Source organism: Flagellimonas sp. CMM7, assembly GCF_021390195.1.
Classification (GTDB): domain Bacteria; phylum Bacteroidota; class Bacteroidia; order Flavobacteriales; family Flavobacteriaceae; genus Flagellimonas.
In genome coordinates this window covers 3,583,548-3,603,605 of sequence record NZ_CP090003.1, presented here as the reverse complement: position 1 = coordinate 3,603,605, position 20,058 = coordinate 3,583,548, and the positions used below count along the sequence as shown (strand labels likewise).

Here is a 20,058-nt window from a genome sequence, read left to right as displayed (position 1 = left end):
TCAAAAATCTTCAGTAAAATGTTTCAAAATGCTGATTTTTAATCTAAAAACTGAATTATTTTGGTTGAAAAAGATTGCGTTTTATACGTTCCATTGTGATCTCCATGCACAATATGCAATTGACTGTTTGGAATCTCATTCTTTAAATCGGAAGGATTTCCATTATCCAAATCCTGGTCTCCGGCTATAACTAAAATTGCAGCAGAAATCTCTTTTAGCTCTGCTAAGCTAGTCACTGGCTGGTATTTTTGTAGCAAGTGAAGAATTTTATGATTTGCACCAATGGAAGTAGCATAATCAACTGCTCCTTGTGTTTCTTCCGTAGTTTTGCCATTGAAAGCATTCATAAAAAGAATTCTTCTATCCCATTCTGGATTGGTAAAATCAATACCCATGCCTCCTAAGACCGCTTTTTTTATACGTTTTTCTTTTACCAAAAGTTTTGCCAGCACAATGCTTCCCCTTGAGTAGCCCACAACATTCACTTCTTCCAATCTTAAATGGTCAATTAGATATTTCAAATCTTTTACTTCAGCATCATTTTGATATGCTTTTGGGTTTTCAGGTTGATCGGATTCTCCATTTCCTCTTAAATCTGGGACAATTACCCTATAACCAGATTCTAAAAGCTCTTTCTTTAAAATCGATTTTTCCCACATTCCGCTATTAGAGATAAATCCATGAATAAGCAGTACAGTCTTCCCTTCACCTTCATCCGAATAAGCAATTTGCGTCTGGTCAAAAGAAGAAAAGAATTGTGTTTGCGCACTCAGCCCATATCCCAAAAACAAAATGCTCAAACAAAACATCTTTTTGCACCTATTTACATCTAAAACCATCTCCTAGTTGCTTTACAATACATGGTGTATTCTTTATCAAAAAGCTCCGTTAATGCTTTTTCTTCCTTCTCAATTTGAAAATGATTCATAAAATACACAAACCCCGCGGCCAAAAGTGTATTGAATGCGTTACCTAATTTCAAACCAAAAGCAAGCAATATCAGCAGCATGCCCAAATACATAGGATTTCTGGTGTATTTAAAGATTCCGTTAGTGACCAAACTACTCGTTTTTGTCAAATTAATAGGATTTGTTGTCGTTTTTGCCCTCAAAAATTGAAAAATCGCCCACGTCATAATTATAACAGCTAAAGAAAGTAGAAAAATTGCGAGTTCTTTACGTCCAAAAAATTCAAAATTGCCAAAAGGCAAAAATCGATTCAGAACATACATCAAGCACGCAAAGATCAACATAACTATAGGTGGTGGTATTCTCAATTTCATTTTGTTGCTACTAAATAATCGAAATTACTATTTTTAACCCTGTACGAAATCATCTCTTGCCTTGAAAATTGTTTTTGCCACACATAACCAACACAAACTAAAAGAAGTTAAAGCGCTTTTACCTTCGGAAATCCAATTGCTTTCATTAGATGACATTGGTTGTTTTGATGAAATCCCAGAAACCGGAAAAACGTTGGAAGAAAATGCTAAAATAAAAGCGGATCATATAACCTCAACATATGGTTTTGACTGTTTTTCTGATGATACCGGTTTGCTTATTGATGCATTACAAGGTGCTCCAGGGGTTTATTCCGCTCGCTACGCTGGGGAACAAAAGGATGCAAAAGATAATATGACCAAGGTATTGTCCGAATTAAAAGACAGTGCCAATAGAGGCGCATATTTTAAAACTGTGATTCATCTAAATCTTGAAAACAAAAGTTACTCTTTTGAAGGAATTGTGGAGGGACAGATTACAAAAAAGGAATTTGGTTCTAAAGGGTTTGGTTATGATCCTATTTTTAAACCCAAAGGATATAATGAGACTTTTGGAGAGCTATCTGCAGCGATCAAAAATGAAATAAGTCATAGAGGTCTTGCCATCCAAAAATTAGTTGCTTTCTTCAAAAACAGGGCTTTATAGTTCCCACTTTAACAAATTGATGTACCTTTGCGCCTTTATTAACGCCGCCGGTATGGGCATGGTGTTGTGAGGGGCTCGGATAGGTAGTACAAAAATCGCTCTATACAACACAACATATTTGCGATTTAAGGTATATACCACAATGACAAAATTTGAAACCCTAGGGTTGGACAAACCCCTTTTGGACGCTATTTCCGATTTAGGATTTGAATCTCCATCAGAAGTACAAGAAAAAGCTATCCCAATTTTATTGGAACAAGAGACCGACCTAGTCGCACTTGCGCAAACGGGAACGGGTAAAACTGCTGCCTTTGGTTTTCCCATGATCCAAAAAATTCAATCAGAAAGCAGAACAACTCAAGGACTCATCTTATCTCCAACACGTGAGCTCTGTTTGCAAATTACAAATGAGCTAAAATTATACTCCAAATACGTTAAAGGTCTTAATACTGTAGCCATTTATGGTGGAGCCAGCATTACCGATCAAGCTAGGCAAATAAAACGCGGAGCGCAGATTATTGTAGCCACTCCCGGGCGTATGAAGGATATGATTGGACGAAAAATGGTTGATATTTCTAAAATTGACTATTGCGTGCTAGATGAAGCAGATGAAATGTTGAACATGGGCTTCTTTGAAGACATAAAGGACATTTTATCCAACACACCAAAAGAAAAATTTACATGGTTGTTTTCCGCAACTATGCCCAAAGAAGTTTCTACCATTGCTAAGAAGTTCATGCATAAACCCCAAGAAATTACTGTTGGGACTAAAAATGCCGGAGCTTCAACGGTGCAACATGAGTACTATGTAGTTGGTGGGCGTGATCGTTATTCTGCGCTTAAACGTCTTGCAGATGCCAATCCCGGTATTTTCTCAGTGATATTCTGTAGAACAAAGAGAGATACCCAAAAAGTTGCTGAAAAGCTTATTGAGGATGGATACAATGCGGGAGCACTTCATGGAGACCTAAGTCAAAATCAGCGGGATTTGGTCATGAATTCCTTCCGTAAAAAACAAGTACAGATGCTTGTGGCAACGGATGTTGCTGCCAGGGGAATAGATGTTGATGATATAACACATGTTATCAACTATCAATTACCTGATGAAATAGAAACATATACGCACCGAAGTGGTCGTACAGGTCGTGCAGGAAAATCAGGGATTTCAATGGTAATCGTAACGCGTTCGGAGCTACGAAAGATTAAATCCATAGAAGGTAAAATCCAGCAATCTTTTCTATCCAAGAAAATTCCAACTGGTATTGAGATTTGTGAGATACAATTATACCATTTAGCTAGCAAAATCAAAGAAACTGAGATAAATCCTGAAATAGACAATTATCTACCGGCCATAAACGATGTTTTGGAAGGTGTTGATAGAGATGAATTGCTCAAAAAAATTATTTCAGTAGAATTTACCCGTTTCTATAACTATTACAGTAAAACCAGAGATTTAAATTCATCAGAAGATGGAAGAGATCGAGGAGAAAGAAGGGAACGTTCCAAAGGTGACAACACGCAGTCAAACGGTTCTGTGCGCTACTTTATCAATGTAGGAGAACGCGATGGTTACGACTGGATGTCTTTGAAAGACTTTTTACGTGATACCTTAAACCTTGAAAAAGAAGACGTGTTCAACGTAGATACCAAGGATAGTTTCTCCTTTTTCAACACAGATGCCCAGGTAACAGATCATGTCCTTCAAACTTTTACAGAATTTAAGGTTGAGGGTCGTTTTATCAATGTTGAAGTTTCCAAAAATCCTGGAGGTTCAGGAAGAGGCGGTGGTAGAAAACGAGATAGAAGTAGAGGACATAGAAAAGGTGGGGACAATAAATCCTTTAGAGGAGGTAGAAAAAATAACTCCGGTAAACGCGGCGGTAAAAAACGACCAGGCTTTTATTAGTTAATTCTATATTAAATGATGGTGGACACCTATTTATTTTTCTTTGTTTAGTACTTTTATGACTACAAAGATTGCATGAGAAGAGTTCTACTTACATTTTTTTCCTTCATTTCATTTGTTTGTTTTGCTCAAAATGAGAACGACACAATAGTTGAAGGAGAATTAAACGCTACGGTTATCAATGCGCAAACAAGCTTTCCAATGGTTAGCGTGCACGTTATCAACCTTAATAAAGTAGTCGGTACAATTACCGACCAAAAAGGAAATTTCAAAATCCCGGCTGCCGTAAACGATACCCTATACCTATCCTTTTTAGGTTTTAAATCGCAAAAGGTTAGGGTCACTAATGACATGTTCAAGTTTGATGGAACAGAAATATCCCTGACAGAACTTGCCTATGCATTGGAAGAAGTTATTGTAAGGCCATATCAATTAACGGGTTACTTAGAGATAGATGTAAAAAATCTTCCCATCAATACTGCATATCAATATAGTATATCAGGGCTTCAAAAAAGCTATGAAGGTGGCAGCAAAAGCCCAAGTGCGGTAACAAAAGTTCTCGGTGCTATTTTGAATCCGGCCGATCTTCTGCGAAATCTTTTTGGTAAAAAACCAAAACAAATGCGGAAGCTAAGGCAAATCAAAGAAGATGAAGATATTAGGAACCTCCTAGCTTCAAAATTTGACCGTGAAATACTTACAGAATTGCTCCAACTGGAAAAAGTTGATATTGAAGATATCCTTAACAATTGTAGCTATTCCAAATCCTTTATCAACACAGCCAACGACCTACAAATTTTAGATGCAGTTTCTAGTTGTTATGAAGAATATAAAGTGTTAAATAGAAGATAAAACTTTCTTTTCCCATCTTTAAAAATTGCTTCTGACCAGAGGGTGCAAATAAATTTTATATTTCCGCATTCATTTTATAGTTTTAGCTAAAATCCCAAAAGATGAAAAAACTACTTACCGTCATGTCTATACTATCCATTCTTTTTGGCTGCAAAGAAGTGAAAAAACCGACTAAAAAAGACACGCAAGTAGTTGAAGAAGTAGTTCTTAAAAAAGAAGTTCCTTTTACTTGGGAAGGCGCAAATATCTATTTTCTTTTAACAGATCGATTCAATAATGGGAACCCAGAAAATGATGTGAGTTTTGACAGAACGGAAGAAACTGCTGTTTTAAGAGGTTTTGAAGGAGGAGATTTGCAGGGAATTACCCAGAAAATTGAAGAAAGTTATTTTACAGATTTAGGTATTAACTCCATTTGGTTTACTCCGGTTGTTGAGCAAATACATGGTCCTACAAATGAAGGCACAGGAAATACGTACGGGTATCACGGTTATTGGGCCAAAGATTGGACTGCAATTGACCCTAGTTTTGGAACAAGAAAAGATTTGGAGAAATTGGTGAAAACTGCACACGCTCAAGGCATACGAGTGCTTTTGGATGTAGTATTGAACCATACGGGACCGGTTACAGAAAAGGACCCCGTTTGGCCGGAAGAATGGGTCCGGACGGGACCTCCTTGTGAGTTTACTACCTATGAGAATACAACTGCCTGTACTTTGGTTAAAAATCTTCCAGATATTCTTACGGAATCTAACGACCCTGTTGAATTACCAGATGCGCTGTTGGCAAAATGGAAAGAAGAAGGGCGTTTAAGTCAAGAATTAGATGAACTACAGTTGTTTTTTGAACGAACCGGATACCCAAGGGCTCCTAGGTATTACATAATTAAGTGGCTCACGGATTACATCAATGATTTTGGTGTTGATGGTTTTAGGGTCGATACCGTAAAGCATGTAAATGAAAATGCTTGGTCAGACTTATATAAAGAGTCCAACTATGCCTTTGAGACTTGGAAGAAAAAAAATCCAGATCATATATTGGATAACAATCCTTTCTATATGGTTGGTGAAGTTTATAATTACGGAATCTCTGGCGGCAGAGAATTTGATTTTGGAGATAAGAAAGTGGACTTTTTCAATTATGGTTTTAAAAGTCTTATAAATTTTGATTTGAAAGTAGATGCGCACAACGATTATGAAACCATTTTTAAAAAGTACAATCGCCTTTTAAATACGAAGTTAAAGGGAAAGAGTGTATTAAACTATTTAACTTCTCATGATGATGGCAGTCCTTTTGACAAGGAACGTAAAAGACCTTTTTACACCGCAAATGTATTGTTATTGACTCCTGGGGCCTCACAAGTGTACTATGGTGACGAAACGGCTAGGAGCCTTACCATTGAAGGCGCAGAAGGTGATGCTACTTTACGTTCTTTTATGAATTGGGAGGATTTGGACAGTTTGCCACAAACACAGAAAATACACAAACACTGGCAAAAATTAGGGCAGTTTCGTAGAAATCATCCTGCTATTGGTGCCGGTAAGCACAAAAGGCTGGCAAAATCTCCCTACGTGTTCTCCAGAACTTATATGAACGGAGATTACAAGGACAAAGTCGCTGTTGGTCTAAATCTACCAAAAGGCAAAAAATCCCTATGGGTAAAAGGATTTTTTGGTGATGGTACAAAGTTGTATGACACCTATTCTGAAACCGAAGTTATGGTTACCAATGGTAAAGTCATTCTTGAGAATGATTTTGATATTGCTCTACTGGAATTAGTGGAATAGTCATCCCTTTGAATGTAAAGCGACCCGATTGCCTTCAGTATCTAAAAATAACCCCATATAGCCCACTTCCGGGCTAATTTGGGTTTTCTGCTTTAAAATTTTTCCTCCTGATTTCTCAATTCGGTTTAATTCATTTTGAACATCAATACTGTTAAAATAAACAAGTACTCCATCTGTATTGCTAGGTTTATACCAATCAGGTTGAAGAATTAAGGAACCTGCAGCTCCCGTTTTTCCTTCTGCCCATGGAAACCACCCCATTAGTGTTCCTCCAAAATCTTGAACTTGAATCTTAATTTTAAAAACTGCATCGTAAAAGGTTTTGGCTCTATCCATATCCAAGACTGGGATTTCGAACCAACCCATCATATTCTGCTCCATAATTATGCTATTTCTCCATTAATTCCTTTAAACTGGACAGTCCTTCTTCAAAATCTCCACCAACAGCTTTGTCCATATTCATAAACAACATGAAAATACTGGTAGGGAACTTGTTTTTTCCAGAAAAGCCCCAAGTAACTTTAGTGGCATTCCCGTCTATTTGCTCTGTGGTTATATAGGCATCTGATGTAGACTTCCAAGGTTTTAAAAACCGAAGTTCAGATTCTATACGTTCCCCATCCACAATTTTAGTAAGCTCTTGTTCCCCTTCGCCAACATCTTTATTTCCGTTCCAATAGCTAATAGCTCCTGGCTCGCCATCTGTGCCCGTAAATTTTTTCTCCATATTGGGATCTTTCTTGTTCCAAGGAGACCAAGCGTCCTGGTTCTTTAAAAATCTAAGGTTTTCATAAACTTCAGCTTTAGGTTTAGCTATCTCTATGGAGCGAGAAACATCATAGGTCTTTGGGGCAATTAACCCTAAAATTAAAACGATAAAAACAATGGCTGCTAAAATGTAAAGTAGAATAATCATTTTGCTTTTTTTAATTGGTTACGTCCTAAAGTACAAAAACTTCATTTTAAAAGGTATCTGTTTATAATACTTTCCGCATCCTTGATGGATTTTTTAGTCCAATCCAATCGCTTATCAAGTATCTCAATATCAGATAGCTGCCATTTAATATTTGATGCTCTTAATTCCTCTGTCAGTTTTTGGATAATGATAGCAGCTGAAACCGAAATATTGAGGCTTTCGGAAAAACCGACCATGGGGATTTTAAGGAATCCATCTGCTTTTCGCATAACCTCTTCACTCAATCCTTCTTTTTCGGTTCCAAAAAAAAGAGCTGTTTTTGTATCCAGAGTAAATTGGGAAAGTAACCTTGAATCATTATGTGGGGTGGTTGCAACAACTTGATATCCCTTGTCTTTTAGCGTAGTAATACATTCTGATGCAGTTTGATATCGAGTTACATCTACCCACTGTTCTGCGCCCATGGCAATGTTCTTGTCCAAACGTTTCTCATATCGATCTTCTACCACATGTACTTCCTGCACGCCAAAGGCATCACAACTTCTAATCACTGCGCTTGTATTGTGTAATTGGTATACATCTTCAATGGCTACAGTAAGATACCTGGTCCTCTTTTGTAATACATCAAGAAACCGTTGCCTTCTTTCTTCCGTAAGAAAACCTTCAAGATATGTCAACAAATCATCATTAAACATATCTGACAAGATAACGAAAAATGAATTTCTTATTTTTAGGATGTATGAGTCAAAAACAAAAAGTAGTTGTGCTTACGGGTGCTGGTATGAGTGCTGAGAGCGGGTTAAAGACGTTTCGGGATTCCAATGGTCTATGGGAAGGTCATGATGTTATGGAAGTGGCTTCTCCACAAGGTTTTGAAAGAGACCCTGAACTAGTTCTTGATTTTTACAATCAAAGGCGTAGGCAACTTTTGGAAGTATCACCAAATACCGGTCATAAAGCTTTGGTGGAATTAGAAAAAAAGTATGATATAAGTATCGTCACCCAAAATGTGGACAATCTACATGAGCAAGCTGGGAGTTCCCATGTTATTCACTTGCATGGGGAATTGTTGAAAGTTAGAAGCACCCAAAATGAAAACCATGTCCTTGATTGGAAAAAGGATTTGGTTTTGGGAGATTTAGATGAACATGGCTTCCAGTTGCGCCCTCACATTGTTTGGTTTGGAGAAATGGTCCCTATGCTGGAAACAGCAATCCACATTACAGAGCAGGCTTCTATTTTGATTATTATTGGAACTTCCATGCAAGTATACCCAGCTGCAAGTCTGATCAATTTTGTAGCTAGGGAAACCCCCATTTACTTTGTTGATCCAAAGCCAAGTGTAAATCAATCAAGTTTTGAAAACCTAACAGTAATTTCCAAAACAGCTACTGAAGGTGTTCCTACTCTTGTTTCTCAGCTACTGGATAAAGCGACCTTGTAGCTTTTGCCCAATCCATTAATAGGTTTTTCTGATCAGCGGTCAATTTAGCTTCTTTGTGGGTCCAGGTGTACTCATTCAACGGCATCTCCCCTTCTTCCACCTCTTCTACCAACTCTTCTAGTTTATGATCTTTCTTCTTAGCCGAATAGTTGTTCCAATCAGAAAAATTTAAATGCTCTTTACCTTCTTCAATATGATCGGCCAACCAATAAGAAACGGGGGCAATATTATTGTACCAAGGATATACCGTATGGGCACTATGGCAATCATAACAAGTGGTTTCTAAAATTTGCTGCACTGCTTTACTTGGTTTGGTCTCTGCTTCAAAAGCAGCAACATATTCTCCCTCTGCAATATTTTTTTCAGGTCTGTAAAACTGCATTGCAATAAGGATAATTAACAGGGCGGTTGCTATTTTTTTTGCTATTTTCATCGGCTAAGGTATTTCAGTAAAAATATGATTTTGTGACCAAACAACAATTACATACAGCATTAAATTCTGGTCGACTCTCCAAAGAAAAAATAAATACACTTGTAGACCAATTGGTAAGCCTACCGGAACTGACAGAACCATTGCTGTGCGAAATATTTGCGCAGGACAAAACCGATTCCTTCAATGCCAGTTGGGTGTTTGATCATTTGATGCGAAAAAAACTGATATACTTGTTACCTCACTTTGAAAAATTCAGCTTGGGACTAGAGCATCTAACATCCGAATCCATTATTCGCCCCATGGCACATGTATGCGAATTGACAATGGAAACCTATTTTAAAACAAAGGATGTTTCATTTAGAGAGCATATTACAGACGAACAATTGGAAAGGGTTATGACGGTTTGTTTCGATTGGCTTATTGGCAAACATAAAGTAGCGGCCAAAGTATTTGCAATGACCAGTTTATATTATCTGGGCATGAAATTCGATTGGGTTCACCCTGAACTAAAATTAATCCTGGAACAAACTGCCCATGATGGTACGGCAGGGTATAAGTATCGGTCTAGGAAAACCTTGGCAGATCTTAAGAAACTTGGTTTTTAAACTCCTTGGTTGATTCATGTTCGATATAAGTATGAATTTTTTATGATTTTGATTTCAATTTTAGAAATTCATGTCAGGTCGAGCGTAGTTGAGACCTATTTAAAAATTGTTCCTGTAAAGACTTCTCGACTGCGCTCGAAGTGACAATAGTTATATTTATCAGTGTTCAAAAAATAAAATCTAGTATTTTAATTCGAACTCACGTTAACTAATAAGTATCTTTGCTGTTTTCAAAAAATACGGTCAATGTCCTTAAACCAACTCAACGCCATCTCTCCTATCGATGGTAGATATAGAAACAAAACTGAAGCCTTTGGAAACTATTTTTCGGAAGAAGCGCTCATCAAGTATCGTGTTCAGGTCGAAATCGAGTATTTCATTGCACTTTGCGAGATTCCGTTACCACAATTGGCAGACTTTGACACTGCACGATTTCCTGACCTTCAGAAAATCTATCAAGTTTTTTCTGCTGAAGATGCTCTAGCAATTAAAGAAATTGAAAAAACTACGAACCATGATGTAAAAGCGGTCGAATATTTTATCAAACAAAAATTTGATGCACTTGGATTCGAAAAATACAAGGAATTTATCCATTTTGGATTGACCTCCCAGGATATCAACAATACCGCTATTCCATTGTCCATCAAAGAAGCCATGAACGATGTGTATGTGCCTCTTTATTTCGAAGCTTTTGAAAAATTAAAAGCCTTGGCATCGGAATGGGCAGAAATTCCCATGTTGGCAAGGACCCATGGTCAACCCGCATCCCCTACCCGATTGGGTAAGGAAATTGATGTTTTTGTGGAACGCCTAAAAGAACAGTTCAATTTATTGAACGATATTCCGAGTGCTGCAAAATTTGGAGGGGCAACCGGAAATTACAACGCTCACAAAGTGGCTTACCCATCCATTGATTGGAAAGCTTTTGGACAACAATTTGTGCAGGAGAAGTTAGGGCTATACCATTCCTTTCCTACCACCCAAATTGAACATTACGACCATATGGCCGCCCTATTTGATTGTTTAAAGCGAATCAATACCATCTATATCGATTTGAATAGAGATATGTGGACTTATATCTCCATGGATTACTTTAAGCAAAAAATTAAAAAAGGGGAAGTAGGTTCTTCTGCGATGCCGCACAAGGTGAATCCTATCGATTTTGAGAATTCTGAAGGGAACTTGGGCTTGGCCAATGCCATTTTCGAGCATCTATCGGCAAAACTTCCTGTTTCTAGATTACAACGTGATTTAACGGACAGTACCGTATTAAGAAATGTAGGTGTTCCTTTTGGGCATACGCAGGTTGCTTTCCTCTCAACACTCAAGGGTCTGAACAAGTTGGTATTAAACGCTGAGAAGTTTGAACAGGATTTAGAAAACAACTGGGCAGTAGTGGCTGAGGCTATCCAAACTATTTTACGACGGGAAGGTTACCCAAACCCTTATGAGGCTTTAAAAGGCCTTACGCGTACCAATGAAAAAATCACACAGGTTTCCATTGCTAATTTTATTGATACTTTGGAAGTTTCGGACGCTATTAAGGATGAACTTAAAAGAATAACCCCTGCAAATTATACTGGGGTTTAAGTGTTGAGTCGAGTCTGTATTTATCTTTTCCAGTTTTGAAGACGGTCGATATACAAATAGCTTTCAACAAATTCCCTATGCCGAACACTTGTCATTTTTTCCAACAAGTTTAGTGCAGAAATGTAGCTTGTTAAATTTCCATTGGATGAACTAAATTTTCCATCTTCAACAAAGGTTACCAGACTATAGTTTTGAACTTTTAAATTAGGATAATCTTTCTGTAATTGTTTTCCTCCTCCAATATACGTGACGATTTTATGCCCATCGGCTATTCCAGATGCTCCAATGAGCTGTGCACCGGCACAGTTGCTTACAATGTATTCGGCTTCTTCGTTTTTCCTTCTGATAAAGTCTACCATTTTTTCATTACGGACCTGTGCGTACATATCATAACCGCTGGGAACAAACAAAGCCGTTAACTTTGGAGTATTCCCAAAAGTGTAATCGGGAATAAAATGCATGCCTTCCTCCGTTGTAATCGGTTTTTTGGTTTCAGCAATGGTGATGACATTAAACAGCTGTTCCATGTTTTGATTGGGTTTCCCAAAAACGTCTGAAGTGGCTATAACTTCACCTTGTAAGACTCCATTGAACATTAAGAGCCCTATGGTTGGTAATTCAGGATTAAACGGCTTTAGATGTTTTGTAAGGGTATCGGATGGTATCTCTACTTGAGTAGTATTCTCAACTTTAAGTTTGATTTTTGATTCCTTGGTATTGCAACCTATAACCAGGGTCATTAAAAATAGTATTGGTATAATTCCGAAACTTTTCATGCTTTTCTACTATTGATTATTACTAATGTTTGGGTGTAATTTCATCTCCCTTGTTTAACCAAAAACAAAGGTAAGGAGCACTATTTACAGAAAAATTAAGCTGGTTTAAGAAAGTTGCTTTTTCTTGATTTTACTAAAATATTCGGGAGTCAAACCGAGAAAACTTGCTAAAAGATACTGTGGTACACGCTGCACAAATCCAGGGAAACTATCCCCGAAAATGTAAAACATTTCTTCCTTGGAAAGGCTGTTCATGAGTTTTATACGCATTAAGGCAGCTCCATAAGCCGTTTCGTAAATCAGAGATAAATTAACCGTCTATTTTTGGAATTACACTTATCGTTAAGCTAAAAATCGTTTTAATGATTCTTTAGCAACCGATAAGTGAAGTTCGGGAAATTTACACTAAGATTCAAGCCGAAATTGATGGGAATCAGCTGCAAATTTAAGAAAGCTGTTTCTTTGTTTAAGAATTTAAAAGGTTGATGCCTATTGTATTCGTTACATTTCCATCGTCTTACCTTCCATCAGTCGTTTGCTTTTTTTGCCTTACAGGTCATAGTGAGGTTAAACTCGGTAATTGGCATATCTGAAAAGTTGGCTATATTTCTTTTTTCAAACGCTGTATAGTCTTCATTAAATTGGTATGTTTCAACCATTTTCTCAACCATTCCATCTTGAACTCCTAGTTCTCCTTCATAGTAGAACGTTCTTTTTATAGGGTCAAAAATGAAGGTTCCAGTCCCAGTGGCCGGCCAATTGCTAAAAACACCGGTTTTTTCGAATGCGTTAGAGAATTTACTCCATTGAATAACTTCCAATGTTTCTCTATATCTTCCTTTTAGTCTACCGCTGTCTGTATGAAGGCTGAATTTGCAAAAAATAAATTTTTTGGTACCCCGATAATCTAAATCATAATAACAAACCATTGTTCCTTTTTCTGAAAACACCGGCTCAGATCCGGGTTTATGCGTATCATACCAATCAAATTCAACTTCCCATGTTCCAATAAGAAAGTCTAAATCTTGAACAACGGGATTTTTTTTAATGTTGTCCTGCGCTTGAATGTTAATTGCCACAAATGCTACCAACAGGGCTAAAATGAGTTTTTTCATGTCTTTTTTATAAAAATTTGTTATTGCATTTTACTGGCTGAAGTACCAGATATTCTTCTGATCGTAATTTTCATCCCCTCCATTACCAACGACATAGTGCAATTTGAAGAATGATTACATCACCCATTGAATCTTTTATAAAAAACTATGATTGATTTATAAATTAAAAAGGTTGTGGCTCTCTTACGAAAAAGTCCTGGCCCTTGTCTTGGTATAGTTGCTTATATCTGCTGATACGAGCCTTGCCGGGTTTACAAGAACAAAGTCAGGGAAATTTAATTTAGGATTCAAGGTTCAGCTGACGGGCTTAAGCTATAGATTGAGAAAGATGGTAAATATGTAATACAATCGAACGCAGCCAAACACATTTTCATGCCGACTGCGCTCGATGTACAAATGATTTTAACAACGCACTTTTACATACTCAGTGCGGCATTCATTTTATTTAGATGTTTTGATAACCTCAACTTCATGTGGGTAGGGAATTTCAATCCCTGCTTTGTCAAGCGCCAGTTTGCAATTTTCGTAAGTAGCAAAATACACATCCCAATAATCCTCTGGTTTCGAGAAAGGTCTAACCGCAAAATTGACTGAACTATCGGCCAGTTCCAATACATTTACTGATGGCGCAGGGTCTTTTAAAACTTTTGGATTTGATGTTAAAACTTCCATCAACACCTCTTTAACCTGCTTTATGTCTTCTTCATAAGCAACTCCAATAACCGTATCCACACGAATCTTACCTTCTGCGGTATAATTAACAATGTTTCCATTGGCCATAGCTCCATTGGGTACTATTAAGAGTTTATTATCCGGTGACACCAATTTGGTTGTGAAAATCTCAATCTCCTTCACAACGCCTAAAACTCCTTGAGCTTCAATTAAGTCGCCAATACGATAGGGTTTAAAAATCATAAGCAACACCCCACCTGCAAAATTGGATAGCGATCCTTGTAACGCTAGACCAATTGCCAAACCGGCCGCTGCTATAACAGCTGCAAATGTAGTTACATCAACTCCGAGCCTAGAAATAACGATAATGATCAGGAATATTTTAAGAGCCCAAGAAACTAGGTTTAATAAGAATCGTTGCAAGGATTCATCATACTTGCTTTTGGACATTACTTTACCTGCGGTACGGGTAATTTTTTTGATTATCCATGAACCTACGATGTAAATTAGAATTGCAGTAACCAATTTAGGTCCGAACTCCTTGGCCAATTCCAATCCGTAATTCATCCACTCTTGTGCTTTTTCCATAGTTTTTAATGATTTGTTAGTGTTCTTGTTTTGAGACACTAATATAAAAATTAGGTCACAAAATCCCCTGTATCAGAGCTTTTAAAGCGTAAAAAATCCCGGACAACGTAAGCTGTCCGGGATTTGTTTATTTGGATGGTTGTATTATTATCCTTTCAAAAAGGCTCCGATCTCACCTAATCCCTCACCATTATAATCAGATTTTTGGATTGCTTGCATGAGTTGCACAATATGTGCGGGGTTCATGTCCTTTCCTAAAACCCTAACTAATGCAAAGCCCTTATCCTTACTATCTCCAAAAATAATCACTTCATCTATGGCAGTTTCATCACCTAGGTACTTAATGACGCCCTTTCCGTAGGAAGAGTTAATTTTCATTAGTTCGACAAACTCGTCGTCTTTTAGAATCTCCTTTACTTTTGCCTTTTCTATTTTATATTCCGCTGCATTGTCGGCATTCTTTTTAAACGCCAACAAATTAAATTTTCGAAGAGATTCAATGGCTTCAGATTGCGTCTCGGTTAAATCAACCCCATCCATTTTTAAGATACTCGCTGGAACATCTATGGTTATGAAATTTGGATTTTCCGAATTGTCCACATAATACTCTTGTAAACTTTGCTGCGACGAACAGGAGGCCAAAAGTATGGCCCCTGCTATTATTAAAGTTTTAAATATATTTTTCATCTGTAATTTTTTGATTGATGTTATTCTTTATCCAAGTGCTCTAAACCTTTATGAAGCTTCATCTTTTTGGTCAACGAACCTACTTTGGTCAAGTCAATATCCCCTGTCATGGTCAGCAGAACGGTTTCAAACTTGTGATGTTTGCCCCCATGTCCTTTATCATCGATTCCAGTCGCGAACATTAATAACTCTTCTACCCTATCCTCATTTTTCCCATTCTTTATATAAAACCTAAGATTAGTGTCACCATCTCTTACTTTCATTAACTCTTCCAATTTCGAAGACCTTACATATTGCTTCATGGTCGTAGCCATGTCCGCTGCAGCTCCTTCATCTTCAGAAAGAAAAATCTTGATATTGTTGATGCTCTTGGCCAACTCTACAAAATCCTTGGTATCCTCATCCTTTTCATCAGCCATCATAACCGTTACCAGCTTTAGCATACCATTGTTAATGGTCACTGTTCCTATTCTATCCGAATCCTCGAACTTATCAAATATTGACTGCGAAATCCCCATATAGGGAAGCATTCCCATCAATAGTATTATAATTACTTTTTTCATTTTGATGTTTTTTGATTGATCTTGTACAGTTTTCAATTAACTAAAATTCGCATTCCGTCAACTGAAAACTGTTCATTATTTATTGTTTCTTACCAGCGTTGTTCAACTCCTTTGGCAAATTCATTTTGTTTGTCAACGAATTTATTTTGTTCAGGTCAATATCTCCTGTTAAAGAAAGTAGTACAGTTTCAAATTTTCTTCCATCGGCCTCTACTTCTTTCAAACCTGTAACAAACATCAACAATTCACTAACATGGTCTTCATCTTTACCTTGCTTAATGTAAAACTTCACATTGGCATCCTTATCTTTCACACGCATCAACTCTTCCATCCTTGAAGACTTAAGATAACTGCTCACTGAAGACTTCATATCATCCCCAATTTGTTTGTTATCTGTGGTAAATACCTTTAAACTTTTGAGACTGCTGGCCACATCCATAAAATCCTGGGCCTCTTGATCATCCACCTCAACATCTATCTTTGCCAACAGATTGAACATACTCTTGTTCACCACAACGGAGGTTACATCATCCAAATCCTCAAATTTATCAAAGAGTGATTGCGAAAACCCCGTAAGCGGCAGTGCGGCTATTAATACTATTAAAATATTCCTTTTCATTATTTACGATTTAATTATTGTTATAAATTTTTTGTTTTGCGGTTTCAAACTCTTGCAAATAGGCGACCTTTTCTGTGCCTTTACCAAAATTTGTTGCTAAGAGCTCAAAAGCTTTTTTGGTTTCTTGATAGGCATACTCTGCCTGCTTTTTCTCTTGGTATTCATTACCAAAATAAATGCCAAAGGTTAAAACTGCTACGGCTGCTACGGAAATCCATTTATAATAGTTTTTTCTAGGTTTTAATGGAACCTGCTTGGTATACCGTTCTTCCTTGGCGCTAGAAAAGTAACTGAACATGGGTTTATATTGCTCTAGATGTGTTGCTACACTTTCCTGAGAAAAATAAACTTGTAATTCTTTTTCTTCTGCAACCGTTGTAGTTGCTTCAAAATACTTTTCCAATAATTTTTCTATGTTATCCAATTCCATAGCTATGTTTTTTTACTAATTCTTGTCTTACTACTTTTCTTGCCCGTGACAGTGCCACTCGTACTGCTGTTGGTTTCATATCTAGCAATTCACAAATCTCTTCAAACTCGTATTGTTCAACATCTCTTAACTGCAGTACCATTTTTTGTTGTTCCGGCAGCCCATCCATAATTCTTTCCATCCACCTAACACTATCTTCTGCTTCTAATTGTCTCTGCAAAGATGTGCTTTCATCATTGTAATTGCTGTGCACCAACTTTAAATTACTTGCCTGCTTGGATTTTAATCTGTCCAAACAAAAGTTTTTGGTCATGGTCATTGCAAAGGCCTCTACATTTTTATACTCTTCCATGGTCTCATTTTTTGACCATAGTTTTAGCAAAATTTCCTGAGTGGCATCTTCTGCTTCTTCCCTAGAAACCAACAACCGTTTAGCCAGTCTGTATAGCTTGTCCTTAAAGGGCATCACTGTATTTAAAAATTCGGCTTGTTTCATTTGGTTTTCTTAGTTGTTTGTAAGCTATTTAAATTTGCCTACATAATCACGACGACGTATATCGAATTTTGTTACAAAAAATTTGCAGTCTCCTTATATGTATCTATTTTGTAGTCGAAAATTTGTAAGAATTTAAAAATTTATACCACCAACCTACTATTCTTTCCTAATTATATGGAATGATAATTGATAATTCTTACGAAAAATTAGCTATGAAAAAATATTTGTTCCTTTTAGTTGGACTTGGAATTCTCCTAAACTCTTGTAACAGTGATGATGATGCGGTACCAACAGATATTGTTGTCCAAAACTTTATGTGGCGTGCCATGAACCTATGGTACTTTTGGCAAGGTGAAGTTCCTAATTTAGCCGACAATAGATTTTCCTCTGATTCTGAATACATAGAGTTCTTACAAGGAACTCCTGATCCGTTAGATTTTTACAATGGTATTCAGTTTACCGAAGATAGGTTTAGCTTTTCAAATGAAGACTATACTACTTTGGTCAATGGCCTTAATGGAATATCTAAAAGTAACGGTCTGGAGTTTGGATTGGTCAGCTTTGCAAGTGGAGATAATGTGTTTGGTTATGTTCGTTATATAATTCCTAATTCTGATGCAGCAACCAAAGACATACAACGCGGTGATATTTTTACTCGGGTTGATGGTCAACAATTAACTGCAGGTAATTTTCGGGATTTGTTATTTGGAGATAATGACACCTATTCCTTAGGGTTGGCCACTATTAATGGGTCCACCATTACGGATACTGATGAAGAAGTGTCTTTAACCAAACTTGAAGGGCTGACAGAAAACCCTGTTCTTGTTGCCAATACGTTAGATATTGGTGGAGCGAAAATAGGGTACCTCATGTACAATGGTTTTACCCGCGGTTTTGATGAGCAACTGAATGATGCCTTTGGTCAGTTTGCTGCGGATAATGTTACAGATTTAGTTTTGGATATGCGCTATAATCCAGGGGGGTCAGTAAATTCTTCTCGCCTGTTGGCAAGCATGATTTATGGTACAAACACCAATGACCTCTATATTAGACAACGATGGAACGCTAAAATACAGTCTCAGTTTAGTGCATCTCAACTTGAAGATTATTTTGCTGCGACCACCAATGATGGAAGTCCTATAAATACCCTGAACTTAAACAGGGTTTATGTAATTGCAACCAATAGTTCGGCATCTGCAAGTGAATTGGTCATGAACGGTCTTGCACCATATGTTCAAGTTATCCATATTGGAGAAACCACACGTGGCAAAAATGAATTTTCCATCACCATGGTAGACGACCCAGATAACGATTATATCTATAGCGCTTCAAGAGAAAATTCTATAAATCCGGAGAACAGTTGGGCCATACAACCTTTGGTGGGCCGAAACGAGAATGCAGACGGATTTTTTGATTACACAGATGGTTTGGTTCCAAATATTGTTTTAGAAGAGGATTTTGGCAACTTAGGTGTTTTGGGCAATCCTGCCGAACCACTTTTGGCAAGAGCTCTACAAGAAATTACTGGCTTAACCAGCAAAGCAAGCTTTGAACCGCTAATGACAGGAAAAGTGCTTATGGGCACGGAAATGTTTAAACCGGGTAAAGACAATATGTTTTTGGATAAACCTATTAAACTAAATCTCAAATAAAAAAAAGCGGCTCAATGAGCCGCTTTTTTTATATCTATTCATATCAATTTTATTCTTGAATGACCTTTATATTGAAAGGTTTGTATTTCTCTGACAGTCTTTTAGGGACTTCAAGCACATCTGGATGAAAAAGGCCTGCTAACAACTCTATGCCATCAACCAAAGTATTGGCCGAGGATTGGGTAAACATATCAAAATCAGCAATAAAAACAGCATTGTCTTGAACTGCTTTTAAACTGTTCCACCCATCTTTTTCAGTTAAAATATGCATCTCTTCCAGAGTACGGTCAACAGTAAATCCACATGGAGCAATAATCAACACTTCTGGGTCATACTTTATTATTTTGTCCCAAAGTGTTACAATACTGTCCCCAGAAGGGTTAGAAAGCATATCTATACCCCCAGCATATGCTATTTGATGGGGAATCCAATGACCACAGTTAAATATTGGATCTAACCATTCCATCAGCATAATTCTTTTTGGCAAAGCCTTGGCCTCCCTTAATTTATCTATCACTGTATCAATACGCTTATGCAATCCATCCAAATAAGTATAAGCTACCTCTTCTTTGCCCATTGCTTTAGCAATTGTAATGGCGGATTGAAAAACATCTTCCAACGATTCTGGGCTAATGGAAATTAGTTCTGGTTGTTTTTTTAGGTTAGCTACAGCAGCCGCTGTGCATGCAGTATCTATTTGACAGATATCACACATATCCTGCGTGAAGATAACATCAGGAGAAATCTGTTCCAAGAGCGGTTCATCTACATAGTATAAATCTTTTCCTTGATGCTTGCTTGCAGAAAAAAGTGCGTCTATTTCTTGACTGGATAGATTTTTCCCCTCCAAAATACACCGAACCACAGGTTTCTTCTCATTTAAGGCCTGTTCTGGGCATTCAAAAGTGACTCCATACAAATGCCCATCCAAACCCATATCATAAATCATTTGGGTAACAGCGGGCATAAAAGAACAGACCTTCAACATATCATCAAATTAAT

At 37.3% G+C, this 20,058-nt stretch carries 23 protein-coding genes; 8 read left to right on the top strand and 15 right to left on the bottom strand.

Features of this window, described 5'->3' with window-relative positions:
- Nucleotides 1-38 precede the first annotated feature (38 nt).
- The gene (locus LV704_RS16255; protein WP_233782068.1) at nt 39-800 is read right to left on the bottom strand and encodes an alpha/beta fold hydrolase; all 762 of its coding nucleotides are present in this window, start codon (nt 798-800) and stop codon (nt 39-41) included.
- A gap of 29 nt (nt 801-829) precedes the next feature.
- Entirely contained in the window at nt 830-1,231 is a 402-nt protein-coding gene (locus tag LV704_RS16250) for an isoprenylcysteine carboxylmethyltransferase family protein (protein WP_370636073.1), read from the bottom strand.
- A 112-nt stretch (nt 1,232-1,343) separates the two neighbouring features.
- Here LV704_RS16250 and LV704_RS16245 point away from each other — a divergent pair, with 112 nt between their 5' ends.
- The 4 genes from LV704_RS16245 to LV704_RS16230 all read left to right on the top strand — a co-directional run bounded on the left by LV704_RS16245 (nt 1,344) and on the right by LV704_RS16230 (nt 6,470).
- Complete coding sequence (locus LV704_RS16245; RefSeq protein ID WP_163422705.1) at nt 1,344-1,925, top strand: non-canonical purine NTP diphosphatase; 582 nt, start codon at nt 1,344-1,346, stop codon at nt 1,923-1,925.
- Between the two features lie 142 nt (nt 1,926-2,067).
- The gene (locus LV704_RS16240) at nt 2,068-3,831 is read left to right on the top strand and encodes a DEAD/DEAH box helicase (protein WP_163422706.1); all 1,764 of its coding nucleotides are present in this window, start codon (nt 2,068-2,070) and stop codon (nt 3,829-3,831) included.
- A 75-nt stretch (nt 3,832-3,906) separates the two neighbouring features.
- Entirely contained in the window at nt 3,907-4,683 is a 777-nt protein-coding gene (locus LV704_RS16235; protein ID WP_163422707.1) for a carboxypeptidase-like regulatory domain-containing protein, read from the top strand.
- A gap of 101 nt (nt 4,684-4,784) precedes the next feature.
- A complete protein-coding gene (locus tag LV704_RS16230; RefSeq protein ID WP_163422708.1) occupies nt 4,785-6,470 on the top strand; it encodes an alpha-amylase family glycosyl hydrolase in 1,686 nt (561 codons plus the stop codon).
- Here the strand turns inward: LV704_RS16230 and LV704_RS16225 are convergent, their stop codons facing one another.
- From LV704_RS16225 to LV704_RS16215, 3 genes are read right to left on the bottom strand one after another with little or no spacing between them, the layout of a single operon-like run.
- The gene (locus LV704_RS16225) at nt 6,471-6,851 is read right to left on the bottom strand and encodes a VOC family protein (RefSeq protein ID WP_163422709.1); all 381 of its coding nucleotides are present in this window, start codon (nt 6,849-6,851) and stop codon (nt 6,471-6,473) included.
- Nucleotides 6,852-6,858: 7 nt separating this feature from the next.
- The gene (locus LV704_RS16220) at nt 6,859-7,386 is read right to left on the bottom strand and encodes an SRPBCC family protein (RefSeq protein WP_163422710.1); all 528 of its coding nucleotides are present in this window, start codon (nt 7,384-7,386) and stop codon (nt 6,859-6,861) included.
- A 41-nt stretch (nt 7,387-7,427) separates the two neighbouring features.
- Nucleotides 7,428-8,081 (bottom strand): RNA methyltransferase, encoded by a 654-nt coding sequence (locus LV704_RS16215; protein WP_163422711.1) that lies wholly within the window; start codon nt 8,079-8,081, stop codon nt 7,428-7,430.
- Between the two features lie 20 nt (nt 8,082-8,101).
- Between LV704_RS16215 and LV704_RS16210 the strand changes: the two genes are divergently transcribed.
- Nucleotides 8,102-8,830, top strand: coding sequence for an NAD-dependent deacylase (locus LV704_RS16210; RefSeq protein ID WP_233782067.1), 729 nt, complete (start codon nt 8,102-8,104; stop codon nt 8,828-8,830).
- Here the strand turns inward: LV704_RS16210 and LV704_RS16205 are convergent.
- Entirely contained in the window at nt 8,790-9,263 is a 474-nt protein-coding gene (locus tag LV704_RS16205; protein ID WP_163422712.1) for a heme-binding domain-containing protein, read from the bottom strand. The two genes, LV704_RS16210 and LV704_RS16205, sit on opposite strands and share 41 nt — an antisense overlap.
- Nucleotides 9,264-9,295: 32 nt before the next feature.
- Here LV704_RS16205 and LV704_RS16200 point away from each other — a divergent pair, with 32 nt between their 5' ends.
- Nucleotides 9,296-9,868, top strand: coding sequence for an adenylosuccinate lyase (locus tag LV704_RS16200; protein WP_163422713.1), 573 nt, complete (start codon nt 9,296-9,298; stop codon nt 9,866-9,868).
- A 246-nt stretch (nt 9,869-10,114) separates the two neighbouring features.
- Entirely contained in the window at nt 10,115-11,458 is a 1,344-nt protein-coding gene (purB, locus tag LV704_RS16195) for an adenylosuccinate lyase (protein ID WP_163422714.1), read from the top strand.
- A gap of 20 nt (nt 11,459-11,478) precedes the next feature.
- On the opposite strand, the gene LV704_RS16190 is transcribed toward purB, so the two are convergent.
- The 8 genes from LV704_RS16190 to LV704_RS16155 all read right to left on the bottom strand — a co-directional run bounded on the left by LV704_RS16190 (nt 11,479) and on the right by LV704_RS16155 (nt 17,404).
- Nucleotides 11,479-12,198, bottom strand: coding sequence for a DJ-1/PfpI family protein (locus LV704_RS16190; protein ID WP_370636035.1), 720 nt, complete (start codon nt 12,196-12,198; stop codon nt 11,479-11,481).
- Nucleotides 12,199-12,761: 563 nt separating this feature from the next.
- A complete protein-coding gene (locus LV704_RS16185) occupies nt 12,762-13,349 on the bottom strand; it encodes a hypothetical protein (protein WP_163422716.1) in 588 nt (195 codons plus the stop codon).
- A gap of 441 nt (nt 13,350-13,790) precedes the next feature.
- Nucleotides 13,791-14,609 carry a mechanosensitive ion channel family protein gene (locus tag LV704_RS16180; RefSeq protein WP_163422717.1) on the bottom strand — a complete coding sequence of 273 codons (819 nt, stop codon included), beginning with the start codon at nt 14,607-14,609 and terminating at the stop codon, nt 13,791-13,793.
- Nucleotides 14,610-14,756: 147 nt separating this feature from the next.
- Nucleotides 14,757-15,296 (bottom strand): DUF4252 domain-containing protein, encoded by a 540-nt coding sequence (locus LV704_RS16175; protein WP_163422718.1) that lies wholly within the window; start codon nt 15,294-15,296, stop codon nt 14,757-14,759.
- A gap of 20 nt (nt 15,297-15,316) precedes the next feature.
- Nucleotides 15,317-15,859 (bottom strand): DUF4252 domain-containing protein, encoded by a 543-nt coding sequence (locus tag LV704_RS16170; RefSeq protein ID WP_163422719.1) that lies wholly within the window; start codon nt 15,857-15,859, stop codon nt 15,317-15,319.
- A 79-nt stretch (nt 15,860-15,938) separates the two neighbouring features.
- On the bottom strand, nt 15,939-16,478 hold the full coding sequence (locus LV704_RS16165; protein ID WP_163422720.1) for a DUF4252 domain-containing protein: 540 nt from the start codon (nt 16,476-16,478) through the stop codon (nt 15,939-15,941).
- A 10-nt stretch (nt 16,479-16,488) separates the two neighbouring features.
- Entirely contained in the window at nt 16,489-16,908 is a 420-nt protein-coding gene (locus LV704_RS16160) for a hypothetical protein (protein ID WP_163422721.1), read from the bottom strand.
- Complete coding sequence (locus LV704_RS16155) at nt 16,895-17,404, bottom strand: RNA polymerase sigma factor (RefSeq protein WP_163422722.1); 510 nt, start codon at nt 17,402-17,404, stop codon at nt 16,895-16,897. The genes LV704_RS16160 and LV704_RS16155 overlap by 14 nt, the downstream gene beginning before the upstream one ends.
- 212 nt (nt 17,405-17,616) lie before the next feature.
- Here LV704_RS16155 and LV704_RS16150 point away from each other — a divergent pair, with 212 nt between their 5' ends.
- Nucleotides 17,617-19,056, top strand: a complete 1,440-nt coding sequence (locus tag LV704_RS16150) for a S41 family peptidase (RefSeq protein WP_163422723.1) — start codon at nt 17,617-17,619, stop codon at nt 19,054-19,056.
- Nucleotides 19,057-19,105: 49 nt separating this feature from the next.
- Here the strand turns inward: LV704_RS16150 and LV704_RS16145 are convergent, their stop codons facing one another.
- Entirely contained in the window at nt 19,106-20,044 is a 939-nt protein-coding gene (locus LV704_RS16145) for an ABC transporter substrate-binding protein (protein ID WP_233782066.1), read from the bottom strand.
- Between the last annotated feature and the right edge of the window lie 14 nt (nt 20,045-20,058).